A 12753-nucleotide genomic window follows, 5' to 3' on the forward strand; every position below is an offset into this window, starting at 1 on the left:
ATTCGCAAATCGCAAATCAAAATTACTTCTCAAACATACTTTTCATAATTGTATTGATGCCTTTAAACATCAAGTAAACGGCAAAAGCGCAAATCAATACAGCCAAAATTAGTACATAAATAAAAAAAGGATGCTTTTGGTTTTTAAAACTACTATTTAAAATGAAAACACCGATAAATAGAGTAGGAAGTGAGCCTAATAAAAAGCGTAGTCCTTTATTTAAAACTTCTTTGTTAACAGACATACTAGAAACTTAATCGTAAACCAACACCATTCTGATTGGCAACTAAATTTAGGTTTGTATCAGAATTGTTTTCTAATTCACTAGTGGTTTTTAAGCCATTATTATACATGTCAATTGCTTCCTGCATTTTTTTATTTTTTCCTTTTAAAACAAAAATTGAAGTTCCAGCTAAACCAACGCCAATATATGTCATTGCTGTTGGGTATTCTCCACCTTCAGTTACCATAGCTTTAACTGCATCACTGACAATAAAAACAGAACCTAATCCTAATAATAAACCACCAATTACACTTTTGTTTTTTGCTTTGTTATATAATGAATACGCTTTGTAATCGTTGTCTTTTAAATATTTTTTAATTTCATAAGACGGAATTTGCTCATTATTAATATACATTTTTTTGTCTTTTAATTCGATAGTTTGTCCAGCTGGAATTTCTCTAGAAATAAATCTTGTTTGAGCAAAGCTTACAAACGAAACTAATAATAAACTAACATAGATTAACTTTTTCATATTTTATTTTTTTGAATTTTATATTTGAATTTTACTTGGTTTTTTAATTTTATACTTGGTTCTTAAAAAAGTCAACTGCTTTTCTCACGCTTCCATGTGTTTTTAGTAATTCAGCTCCAACTTCATAAGTAACAGGAATTTCTTCCATAATCATTCTAATTCCTCTGTCAATTAATTTGTCGTTACTCAATTGCATATCAACCATTTTATTGCCTTTCACTTTTCCTAAAGCTATCATAGTTGTGGTAGAAATCATATTTAAAACTAATTTCTGAGCAGTTCCGGCTTTCATTCGGCTACTTCCAGTAACGAACTCTGGTCCAACAATCACATCAATAGGGTAATTCGCTGTTTGCGAAAGCGGACTTTGTGCATTACAACTGATACTTCCTGTAATTATATCGTTTTCATTACATTTTTGTAAACCACCAATTACATAAGGCGTTGTTCCAGAAGCTGCAATTCCAATTACAACATCATTTTTATTAATATTCCATTCTTGCAAATCTTTCCAAGCTTGGTTTTTGTCGTCTTCAGCAAATTCAACTGCTTTTCTAATTGCGGTATCGCCACCAGCAATAATTCCTATAACGGTATCAAAATCAACACCAAACGTTGGCGGACATTCACTTGCATCCACCACACCTAATCTACCAGAAGTTCCTGCACCAATATAAAATAAGCGACCACCATTTTTCATTTTAGCTATAACTTGTTCAATTAAAGCTTCAATTTGTGATAAGGCTTTTTCAACAGCTAAAGGAACCGTTTTGTCTTCGGTATTGATGTTGGTAAGCAATTCTTTTACAGACATTTTTTCTAAATGTTCGTATTTTGAAGATTGCTCAGTTGTTTTAATAAATGACATTAAAAATCCAATTATAGTTGTCCAAATATACAAAGTATTTATAAATTTAAAGAATGACGACCATAGTTTATTGAATATTTTTATATTTGTTTAAAACTATATCTTTTGGATAAGAAACCTTCAGTATTAAAAATTTGTTTAGTTACCGTAACACTTTCAGATGGTGGTGCAGAACGTGTTGCTGCATTGTTATCTAACTATTTTGATAATCAGGAATTTGAAGTTTATCATGTGGTTTTTTCTGGAAAAGTGGAATATGATTTTTCAGGAAAAATATTTCATTTGGAACATTTAAAAGATAAGAGAAACAGCTGGTGGAGTAGAAGCAAGCGGTTTTTTGCCTTGAAGAAATTTTTTGCTACTAATCATTTCGATTATGTAATTGATTTTAGAACGAAAGAATTCTTTTTGCAAGAATTGATTATTCATAACTTCATATATCCAAAATTTATTCAAACGATTCATAGTTTTAAACTGAAATCGTACCTTCCAAAAAACACTTTTTTAGCGAAATTATTATATAAAAATTGCCAACACTTTATCACCGTTTCGAATGGAATTAATGATAAAGTTAGCTCTAAATACAAGTTTATTCCTTCCCAAATACTTTATAATCCAATTGATTTTGAAAATATTTCTGAAAAAGCTAATGAACCTATTTCAGACGATTTTCAATATGTTTTATCTGCTGGTAGTATGAATAAAAACGTAAAACAATTCGATAAATTAATTGAATGTTATGCTAAATCGGTTTTACCTTCGAAAAATATTAAGTTACTTATTTTAGGGGAAGGAAAACTGAAAAATAAATGGATAAAATTAGTAGAAAGCTTGAATTTACAAGACTTGGTGATTTTTAAGGGCAATGTCAAAAACCCATTTCGATATTATAAGAATGCTTTATTTACAATTTCATCTAGTAAATACGAAGGAATGCCAATGGTTTTGCTAGAATCGTTAGCTTGTAAAACCCCAATAATTTCTTGGGATTACACTTCCGGACCAAGTGAAATAATTTCACATAAAAATAACGGATTGTTAGTTGAAAATCAGAATTCAGAAAAACTAATTGAAGCGATTAACCTTTTTGTTTCAGATAATAATTTATATTTACATTGTAAAGATAGCGCCTTAACTAGTGTAAAACAGTTTAGTTTAGAAACTATTGGCGCTGAATGGCTTAAGGTTTTTGAAAAACAAAGAACATAAAAATGAACTACAAAATAATAGATATTCCTAAAATAAATAATACGAAAGGAAACATTGGTGTTATTGAAAACGATACCATTCCTTTTGATGTAAAACGTGTATACTATTTGTTTGATATACCTAGTGGCGCTAAGCGTGGTGGACATGCGCATAAAAAACTTAAACAAGTTTTAATTGCCATTTCTGGAAGTTTTGATGTGGTTTTAAAAGATGGAAAATCAAAAGAAATTATCACTTTAAACCGTCCTGATAAAGGTTTGCTAATTGAAAATAATATTTGGCGTGAATTAGAGAATTTTTCTTCTGGTTCAGTTTGTTTGGTTTTGGCTTCTGAAGAATTTTCAGAAGAAGATTACATTAGAAGTTATAAGGAATATTTAAGTTTTGTGAAGTAAATGCCACGAAGTTTTATGGTTTGGTTTGTCATTTCGACGTTAGGAGAAATCACATAATGAAACTTGGATTATGAGATTTCTCCTAACGTCGAAATGACAAAAGTACTAACTAATATGTACTTGGTTTTATTCCCATTTTTAATAAAAACAACTTTACTTTATCCAAAGAATTCAAAACCAAACTTGGCATTTTTAATAGTAAATTTTGTTTCCAATTTAGATTGTTCGAATCCAAATTTGCGATCATTTTTTTCCAACGTGAATCGTTATCTTTTTTCAAACGTTTACCTAAAACATAGCGTTCAAAATCGAGGTATTTCTTTAAATCTGGATTGTTTTTTGTCCAATTTTCATACAAATCATAATCGGGTATCGTTTTGTCTTGTAAAGAACTTTGCGTGATTTGATTTTCAGTTAGCATAAAATAAATCATTTGTGGAGAATTATTATATGCTAATTTAAAGTGATAGTTGGCTCTAATATTAAAATCTAAATCTTCAGAAAAATTAATACTTTCGTTGTAATATCCAATTTTTTCAAACACTTCTTTATGGAAGCAAACAGAACCGTGACAATAAATTCCTTGTTTTAAATTTAATTTAAAAAAATCAATATAACCTGTGTGATTTTTTTCTAAAAGTTCAGAACCATTTATTGGATTTTTTAAGGTTCCTTTCCAAATTTCTTCATAATTGGTACCAAATATTCTTGCTTCAGGGAAATTCTGAATCAAATGAAATATTTTTTCTAAAAAATTAGGTTTCCAAACATCATCTGCATCTAAAAAAGTGACATAATTTGAATTTGCTTTTTTAATTCCTGTATTTCGAGTTGCCGCTAATCCGCTATTTTTTTCGTGATGAATAATTTGCACTTTTTCAGATACATATTCTGAAACAATTGCTACACTATTATCTGTTGAACAGTCATTTATAATTAATAATTCAAAATCAGTAAATGTTTGATTAAGAATACTTTTTATGGCATCTCGAACAAAATTTTCTTTATTGTAAAGCGGAATTATGACGGTGAAAAATGGCATCTTAATCGTTTAAAATATAATGGAATAATTCTTTCCAGCTATGTAAATCTTCACTGGTGTCATGTGTTGTTTTATTTCCTTGAAAAACATGCTTTTTTGCTACAATTTCTGAAATCATATCTGCTAATTCTTTTGGGTTTTCTAAATTAAAAAAAGACACATTTTCATAAGCACCACAAGCTTCTTTCGCATAAGGTAAATTTGCCAAAAGCATATTTTTATGATGTGCTTTTGCTTCAGAAATAGGCAAGCCCCAAGTTTCAATTTTCGATGGAAAAATCAAACAATCAATTGAATTATAGTATTTTAACATCGTATTTCTATTTAATAATTTTAAACGATTTACAGCAATTGAATCGTATTTTGTGTTTAAATAATTAACATATTTTGAGTTGTTATTTTTTAATCCTGTAATATGAAATTCACATTGATTGATTACCGTTTCTGGAAGTAATTTTAGTGCTTCAAAAATATATTCGATGTTTTTAAAACTTTTCGGAAAACTTGGATAAAAAAAATGAATTTTATTTTTATCTAATTCTATTTTTTCGCTAGTAATTTCTTCCACGAATTGAGGAATGGCCACTTTTACATTTGTTATTTTAAATCGTTTTTCGAAAATTTCTTTTATCCAATGTTGTTGGACAAAAACCGTATGATTTTTAGTGATGTTTAATTTGAATAAATTATCATATAACAAAGAGAAAACACCAATTTTGTAATCGAATTTCCAGTCTTTCCAAGTGGGTTTAAAAAACGTGGTTGGATGATGACAATATACAAATTGCTTTTTAGCGATAACTCTCGGAGTAGTGTCGTGTAAGGAAAACCAAACATCAGGTTGTAATTTTTTAGATAATTTTTTGAAATAAAAATATTCGTAATAAAAGCGATACAACCAAGATTTTTTTGATTTTGGAATTTCAACCAATTGAATGTTCGGAAAATTGAATTTTGAGGCATCATGAACCAAAGCAATTACTTGAATATCTTTGTTTTTGTTGTATTCAGAAAGTTCTTGCAAAACATTGTGAAGTATAGTAAAAATACCACCTTCAACCATATTAACGCCAGAAATAACAATTTTTTGCTTATTCACTTAATTTTAATTTGATTCAAAAATACGAGTTTTTTTTTAATAATCTAAAATTGCTTATTTTGGATTTAAACTATTGATTTTTAGGTAATTGTGTAATTTGTCGATAATTTTAAATATTTTATCGAGTATTTTTTATTTTTTGTTAACCTAGTTGTAAATTTATGGTGTTATAATAATCGACCTTAATAAATCTGCTGGAAGATGCTAGGTTGAAATGGATACTTTAGATTTTTATTATCATAAGTTCAAATCACATAACCGCATTAATAAATTAATTAAAGGTTTTTGACAGCACTAGAATGGCTGGAAATTGATAATTGAAAATCTAAATCTAACTCGAAACAATTTAACATTGTTTCGAGTTTTTTATTTTTCTAAAAGCATTTTTCCTGCAATAACGACTAAAACTACAGCGAATATTTTCTTTAATACTTTCTGATCTAAGGTTAAAGCGAATTTACTTCCAAAAATACTTCCCACAACAAAAAAAACAGCAATTATCGCGGCATATTTTAAATTCAGTTGTCCTTCTTTGTAATAATTGAAAACCGCAACAGCTGTGACAGGAACGGCTAAAACAGCCAAACTTGTTCCTTGAGCTTGATGTTGGTTAAAACTAAAAAACATAACCAATAACGGCACCATAATTATTCCGCCACCAACGCCAACTAATCCGCTTAAAACACCTGCTAAAATTCCAATTAGAATTAAAGATAATATAGTTTGTATGGTCATTTTGCTTTTCATTTATTTATTATAACCTTCCGTTGGAATTTCAAATTCGTATACTTTTTTAGAAGGATTATCTAATTTTTTATCACGTAACCATTGATTATGTGTTTTCAATATTTTATAGTTAATTCCTTGACTAATAGCAAATGTAGATAAATTTGTAATAGTAGAATCGACAGAAATTCGTTTGGTATTCAATTTTGGATATAATTCTTCTTTCGGAATTAAATAACCATATTTTTCAGGGTTTTTCATGATTTCTTTTAAGGCTAAGATTCTGAAAACATAACGTGCTGTTTCATCCGTTAGCCATAAATTATAATAATCTGAAGTTTGTTGAAAAGTAATATGATTTTGTAAACCAGTCATTCCGCCATTATAGGAAGCGGCAGCAACAGTCCAATTTCCGAATTTGTTTTTCGCTTTTAGTAAGTATTGACAAGCAGCTTCAGTCGATTTCTCGATGTGATATCTTTCGTCAACTTGTTCGGTAACTTCTAGTTTACTTTCTTTTGCTGTTTCGGGCATAAATTGCCAAACACCTTTCGCACCAGAAGGTGAAATAGCATTAACTAAGCCACTTTCGATAACAGCTAAATATTTAAAATCATCTGGAATACCATTTTTTGCTAAAATAGGTTCGATGATTGGAAAAACTTTATTAGCTCTTTTTAATAGAATTGTAGTTGAACCATGCATATTCATATTAATTAACATTTCTCTATCTAAACGTTCTTTAACATCCGCAAGATTCGTTGGGACTTTTTCACCGCAAAAATCCATGTCTAACGGATATTCAATGTGGTTTTTCTTTGGAATACTGTTATAAGATTTTGAAAATATAAAAAGTCCGCAAACTGCAAATAATGCAACTATTAGAGTGGTTTTGTGTATCGTTTTCATCTTTGTAATTTTTTAATTTTATTCTAAAATAATTTTTGGTAAATTTTCATTTAGCCATTTGTATTTATTTACAATCATAATGTGTGTGCCACCTTTTACTATGATGCAATTTTTGATGTTTTTTATTGGGAAAATCATGTCTTCATCACCGTGAATATGTATTACTTTTTCATCGGGAATGCTTCTTTGCCAAAGTAAAACATTTTCAATTGCCCAATCTAAATATTTAGTTTGTTTCATATATAGATATTTATTGTACAATTGGACTCTTTTCGCAATTAAACCTCTGCCTTTTACATATCTTGATAAATAATTTACTTTGCCTAATAAACTTGTTGGTAATACTTTGTAAAATTTAGTTGCTTTAGCTAATTTCATATGAAGAGGCAATTCTTGATTACTTTTCACACTTGAAATAATAATTACTTTTTGTGTTTTTACAATTTTCGACATTTCTTGAACCATAATTCCACCAAAAGATACACCGATTAAAACTACATTTTCATGAGTTATTTTTTCACACATTCTTCTAGCATAACTTTCAATTGTTTCATTATGAACAGGTAAAATCCATTCTAAAAAATGTGTTTCAAAAATAGCTTCAGGTAATTTTATGTTTTCGAATATTTCAATACTTGCTGCTAAACCGGGAACAAAATATACTTGAATTTTAGCCATGTTTTATTTTCTTTAATGCCTTAAAATTATGATATAATTTCAATTTTATATAATTTTTAGACTATAAAAATCAATTTTACATTAAATATTTTCTATTCTGATGATATTCATTCAATTAGTACTTGACTAGTCTTTGTTTTTTTCGTAAATTTGCATCACATTTTAACAAACAATTAAGATTTGTTAGTATTTAAAACACGATTTTATGCTAGTTGAAGAGATTAAAGACAATGAATTGTTAAGACAGTTTGAAACTAAAACTGACAACGGACTATTAACTATTGAGTACGCTATACAAGAGCGAAAGATATTTTTGACTAAGCTTTGTGCGAATGAAAATGAAGAAGAAGAAAGGGTAAACGAGTTTATTATTTCAGTTTTAGATATTGCACAAGAACGTAAATTTAAAGTGGTTCCTACAAATACAAAAATTGTTTCTTTTTTTAGAAAGAATAAAAGATTTCAAGAATTACTTCCTCCAGGAATTAAGATTTAACATATTTTAAAATCATAAAAAATCCCAAAACCATAATACATGTGTTTTGGGATTTTTCGTCAAATAAAACCTAACCTAATCCTTATCTTTATTTTATTTTAACAATTATAAATTCGCTTCTTCTGTTCATTTGATGCTCATCTTCTGTACAATATACATCATCTGCACATTTATTTACTAACTGTGTTTCACCATAACCTCTAGCAGTTAATCGGTTTCTAGCAATTTTATTTTTCACAATATATTCTAGAGTAGATTTTGCTCTTCGGTCTGATAATGCTTCATTGTATTTATGCGTTTGGCGACTATCAGTGTGCGAACGAATATCGATAACCATATTAGGGTATTGTTTCATCACTTCAATGATTTTTTGTAAATGAACTTCGGCATCAGGTCGAATATTTGATTTATCTAAATCGAAGTAAATTTTACTAATATTAAATATTTTCGCTAAATCAGTTCCTTCATCAATAGGGATTTGTTTTTTAGAAAGATAAATATCATTAGTATTTACTTTACCATCAATCGCATTAGTTGTTAGTTTAACTTCTGCAGGTTCGTATTCTTCTTTTAAAGCACGGATGTAATATTTTTTACCACAATCTACTTTAAAGGAATAATATCCTTTTTCATCGGCACTTATTTTCTCCACTTCATTCATTTCATCATTAAACAAAATTACTGTCGCAGCTGGAATAGGTAATTTGGTTTGCGCATCGTACACAATTCCGTCTGCTTTTTGTTTACATTGTTTTTCGTTGAAATAATAAATATCGTCAAAACCTTTACCGTTATCTCTGTTTGAAGTAAAAAATCCAGATGTTTTGTCGTAAAAAGTAGCAGCAAAATCGTCTTTTGGACTATTGATTCTTTCTCCTAAATTTTTTGGATTTTGAAAACTACCATCATCATTAATTTTAGCTTTAAATAAATCTAAACCACCTAAACCTAAATGACCGTCTGAAGCAAAATAAAGGTTTCCTTCTTTATCTACCGAGGGAAAAGATTCTCTTCCAGTTGTGTTTATTTGTTTGCCTAAATTTTCTGGGCTTCCAAAACTTCCATCACTATTTCTTTTTACTTTATAAATATCCGAATACCCATTTGTGCCAGCCATATCTGAAGCAAAATACATTGTCTTTTCGTCTAAAGACAAAGCTGGATGTGCAAAACTAGATTCGTCATTATTGAAGGATAACTCGCTAATGTTTGACCATTCACCATCAACTAAAGTGGCTTTATAAATTTTTACGTAAGTACTTTTGTCATCACTTTTTCCTTTTTTTCCATTAAGGAAATTATTTCGAGTGAAATACATCGTTTTACCATCTTTTGTAAATATTGGAGACGATTCGTTAAACTTGGTATTTACTTTTTTTGAAAAATTTCCAGAAAAGGTAAGTGTCGTGTCTTTATTAACATTGGCCACATAAATATCTGTAAAATTCTGACCTGTCCAATCGTGTATTTTTTTTCTCACAGCAGCTGTATCAACTGCAGAAGTAAAATATACTTTATTGCCAGAATAATACGGACCATAATCTGAAAATTCTGTATTAATATCAGTTGGTTTAATTAAATAATCTTTAGAATTATTTTTTATCTCTAATAAATAGTTGTCCAAATCTTTTTTACCTTCAGAATTTGAAGTTTTGTCATAGTAAATAGCCATCATTCTATTAGCTTCATCATAATTTCCTAGAGCTTTTAAACAATGTGAATATTTAAAATAAATTTCTGGATCTATTTCAGTATTGTAAGCAATTAATGCTTTATAGCATTGTGCTGCTTTTTCAGTTTCACCATTTAAATAATATGAATTACCTAATTTTTCGTATAAATCAGCTGATTGATAACCATTTTTCAGTATTTTTTCATAGACTTCAATAGCATCAACATAAGCAAATGAACTAAATTCTTTATCAGCTTTAATTAATTTAGCTTGTTGTGCATGAACTAAACATGAAACAAATAATAAGAGTACGATAATTTTTTTCATAATTCAAATATTTAGAAGAATCTAGGTGTAGAAATTTTAGTATTTTTAAAGAATTCATATCTTAAAAATATCTCATGTGATCCAGAATTATAGTTTGATAATTTGGTAGTTTCTAAATCATATCCATATCCCAAAAACCAAGAGTTTGAGAATTGAAAACCAGCCAATAAACTAACTGCAGATTCTAATCTGTAAGATCCTCCAATTACAAATTTATCGTTAAACATGAAGTTAGCATTTACATCTAATTGTAAAGGAGCACCTTCATCAATTTTCGCAAGGAATGATGGTTTGAATTTCACAGATTGACTAAAATCAAATACATAACCAGAAAGTAAATAATAATTCACAGATTTTGTATTTATGGAAACTTCATCGGCGTTATAATACTTTGTTTTGTTAAAGTTTGGCACTGAAGCTCCTACATAAAACTTGTCAGAATAGAAGTAAACACCTGTTCCGAAATTTGGAGAAAGTTTACCGTTTAAACTTTGAAATTCTGGGTCATTTTGTTGATATATAGATAGTTTGTTTGCATCTAAACTATATAAATTAGCTGTTCCTTTTATACCGAATGATAGTTTGTATTCACCATTTAAAGGAATGATGTAAGCTATGTCGGCTGAAATTCCATTTTCTTGTGTTGGCCCGATGTTATCATTTACAAATGAAACACCAACTCCAAATCTGCTATCACCAACATTTGTGTTTACCGAAGCAGTATTTGTTACAGGAGCGCCATCTAAGCCTACCCATTGATTTCTGTGTAGTACAAATATATTAAATGTTTCTCTGGTTCCTGCATAGGCAGGATTCACATTAATGGTATTGTACATATATTGTGTATATTGGGAGTCTTGTTGACTATAACTCAAAATACCAAACAATAATAAAAGATTGTATATATAATTTTTCATAGACTAGTATTTTATGTATAAATATCCTGTTTTTTCAAAAGAGTTGTTTTGGGCATCACTATATTTTAAAATATAAAAGTAAGTATCTCCAGGTAATTTGTCATTACCAACCGTTAATTTATTTTGAGATAGGCCATCAAATGATACACTACCATTGTTGTAACCTCCTGCTTTGTATACGTTTACTCCCCATCGGTTGTAAATTTCTACAGTATTATTTGGATAACAAGTGATACCATCAATCAAAAATACTTCGTTTAAACCATCTCCATTTGGTGAAACGGCGTTATAAACTGTTATTTCACATTCGGCTAATACATCACAATTTGCAACATTGATGTAAATTTCATAAATAAATGGACACGGATTATTTTCAACGCTGACAATATATTGTATAGTATAATATCCATATTCTAAATCAGAAGGGTTGAATATACTTCCTGAAAGAGTTCCAGATGTATTTACTTCTACCCAAGTTCCATTAGTTGGTAGATCATCATCTAATAAAGTAAATAAATCTATAGTTTCATTTTTACAAATTCTGTATGGAATAGCGTCAAATGGTTCGCTAACTGAAACATTTATAGTTTGAGAAAAACTTGCTTCATTACCACAATTATCTTTCACAATCCAATTTCTAACAATTACATATTGATAAATAGAAATTATTGTAGTAGTTTCAGTATAAACTATATTTGGATCAACTCCTGAGCAATTATCCGCAAATTCTAATTGAGGTTTTGCAGGAATTTCAGAACAATTTGCATCAACTTGGGTACTTAATGGAGTAACTAAAGTTGGAGCAGTATTGTCATATACAGAAATGGTTTGAGTATATGATTGATCGTTTCCACAACTATCTGTTATTGTCCAAGTTCTTAATATAGTGAATTGGCCAATACAAGCACCTTCATTTTCAACAATATCATCATTTGTAGTAATTGTAATTTGACTACTACAAGAATCAGAGCCTGTTAATTCCTGAGGAACTGGAATAGCATCACATGAAACACTTATGTTTTCTGGTAATTCAGAGGTGAATATTGGATCTGTTGTATCTTGAATAGTGAATGTTCCAGAAGAAGTAGAAGCATTTCCACACGCATCAGTCGCTGTAAATATTACAGTTGCTGAACCTGTCAATCCACAATCATCAGATAAAGAACCTGAATAGTTATTTGACCAAGTCACACCTGAACAAACATCAGAAGAAACAGCACCACCATTCGAAGCTAACCAGGCTGCAAGAGCTTGAGAATTTCCTTGACCATCACATTCCACAACCATATCACTCGCTTGAGTACTAATTGTTGGATCTGTTGTATCTTGAATAGTGAAAGTTCCAGATGAAGTAGAAGCGTTTCCACATGCATCAGTTGCAGTAAATATTACAGTTGCTGAGCCTGTTAATCCACAATCATCAGATAAAGAACCTGAATAATTGTTAGACCAAGTTACACCTGAACAAACATCAGAAGAAACAGCACCACCATTAGAAGCTAACCAAGCTGCAAGAGCTTGAGAATTTCCTTGACCATCACATTCCACAACCATGTCGCTCGCTTGAGTATTAATTGTTGGATCAGTTGTATCTTGAATAGTGAATGTTCCAGAAGAAGTAGAAGCATTTCCACAAGCATCAGTCGCTGTAAAAGTTACT

Annotated in this window: 14 protein-coding genes; 3 read left to right on the top strand and 11 right to left on the bottom strand. The window is 29.5% G+C overall.

Features of this window, described 5'->3' with window-relative positions; translation table 11 throughout:
* Positions 1-22: 22 nt before the first annotated feature.
* From BMX42_RS14630 to murQ, 3 genes are read right to left on the bottom strand one after another with little or no spacing between them, the layout of a single operon-like run.
* Positions 23-244, bottom strand: coding sequence for a DUF6095 family protein (locus BMX42_RS14630; RefSeq protein ID WP_091315525.1), 222 nt, complete (start codon positions 242-244; stop codon positions 23-25).
* A 1-nt stretch (position 245) separates the two neighbouring features.
* On the bottom strand, positions 246-755 hold the full coding sequence (locus BMX42_RS13400; protein WP_091315528.1) for a hypothetical protein: 510 nt from the start codon (positions 753-755) through the stop codon (positions 246-248).
* A gap of 49 nt (positions 756-804) precedes the next feature.
* Positions 805-1623, bottom strand: a complete 819-nt coding sequence (gene murQ / locus BMX42_RS13405) for an N-acetylmuramic acid 6-phosphate etherase (protein WP_091315532.1) — start codon at positions 1621-1623, stop codon at positions 805-807.
* 105 nt (positions 1624-1728) lie between these two features.
* Between murQ and BMX42_RS13410 the strand changes: the two genes are divergently transcribed.
* A complete protein-coding gene (locus BMX42_RS13410) occupies positions 1729-2832 on the top strand; it encodes a glycosyltransferase (protein ID WP_143055659.1) in 1104 nt (367 codons plus the stop codon).
* A gap of 2 nt (positions 2833-2834) precedes the next feature.
* Positions 2835-3227: a sugar 3,4-ketoisomerase gene (locus tag BMX42_RS13415; protein WP_091315539.1), complete on the top strand. Its 393-nt coding sequence runs from the start codon at positions 2835-2837 to the stop codon at positions 3225-3227.
* 109 nt (positions 3228-3336) lie between these two features.
* Here the strand turns inward: BMX42_RS13415 and BMX42_RS13420 are convergent, their stop codons facing one another.
* The 5 genes from BMX42_RS13420 to BMX42_RS13440 form a co-directional block, all read right to left on the bottom strand.
* Positions 3337-4269, bottom strand: coding sequence for a glycosyltransferase family 2 protein (locus tag BMX42_RS13420; RefSeq protein ID WP_091315541.1), 933 nt, complete (start codon positions 4267-4269; stop codon positions 3337-3339).
* A 1-nt stretch (position 4270) separates the two neighbouring features.
* Positions 4271-5368: a glycosyltransferase gene (locus BMX42_RS13425; protein WP_091315544.1), complete on the bottom strand. Its 1098-nt coding sequence runs from the start codon at positions 5366-5368 to the stop codon at positions 4271-4273.
* 366 nt (positions 5369-5734) lie between these two features.
* Entirely contained in the window at positions 5735-6103 is a 369-nt protein-coding gene (locus BMX42_RS13430) for a sulfite exporter TauE/SafE family protein (RefSeq protein WP_091315586.1), read from the bottom strand.
* Positions 6104-6115: 12 nt separating this feature from the next.
* Positions 6116-7003, bottom strand: a complete 888-nt coding sequence (locus BMX42_RS13435) for a lytic transglycosylase domain-containing protein (protein WP_091315548.1) — start codon at positions 7001-7003, stop codon at positions 6116-6118.
* A gap of 18 nt (positions 7004-7021) precedes the next feature.
* Positions 7022-7681 carry an alpha/beta hydrolase family protein gene (locus BMX42_RS13440; protein WP_091315553.1) on the bottom strand — a complete coding sequence of 220 codons (660 nt, stop codon included), beginning with the start codon at positions 7679-7681 and terminating at the stop codon, positions 7022-7024.
* A 205-nt stretch (positions 7682-7886) separates the two neighbouring features.
* Between BMX42_RS13440 and BMX42_RS13445 the strand changes: the two genes are divergently transcribed.
* Complete coding sequence (locus BMX42_RS13445; protein ID WP_091315556.1) at positions 7887-8177, top strand: N-acetyltransferase; 291 nt, start codon at positions 7887-7889, stop codon at positions 8175-8177.
* A gap of 88 nt (positions 8178-8265) precedes the next feature.
* Here the strand turns inward: BMX42_RS13445 and BMX42_RS13450 are convergent, their stop codons facing one another.
* From BMX42_RS13450 to BMX42_RS13460, 3 genes are all read right to left on the bottom strand, one after another.
* A complete protein-coding gene (locus BMX42_RS13450; RefSeq protein WP_091315565.1) occupies positions 8266-10176 on the bottom strand; it encodes an OmpA family protein in 1911 nt (636 codons plus the stop codon).
* 11 nt (positions 10177-10187) lie between these two features.
* A complete protein-coding gene (locus tag BMX42_RS13455; protein WP_091315569.1) occupies positions 10188-11093 on the bottom strand; it encodes a PorP/SprF family type IX secretion system membrane protein in 906 nt (301 codons plus the stop codon).
* Positions 11094-11096: 3 nt separating this feature from the next.
* Positions 11097-12753 (bottom strand): T9SS type B sorting domain-containing protein (locus BMX42_RS13460; protein ID WP_143055660.1); only part of this gene is annotated, 1657 nt, incomplete at its 5' end.

The organism is Flavobacterium terrigena (genome assembly GCF_900108955.1).
In the GTDB taxonomy this organism is placed as follows: Bacteria; Bacteroidota; Bacteroidia; order Flavobacteriales; family Flavobacteriaceae; genus Flavobacterium; species Flavobacterium terrigena.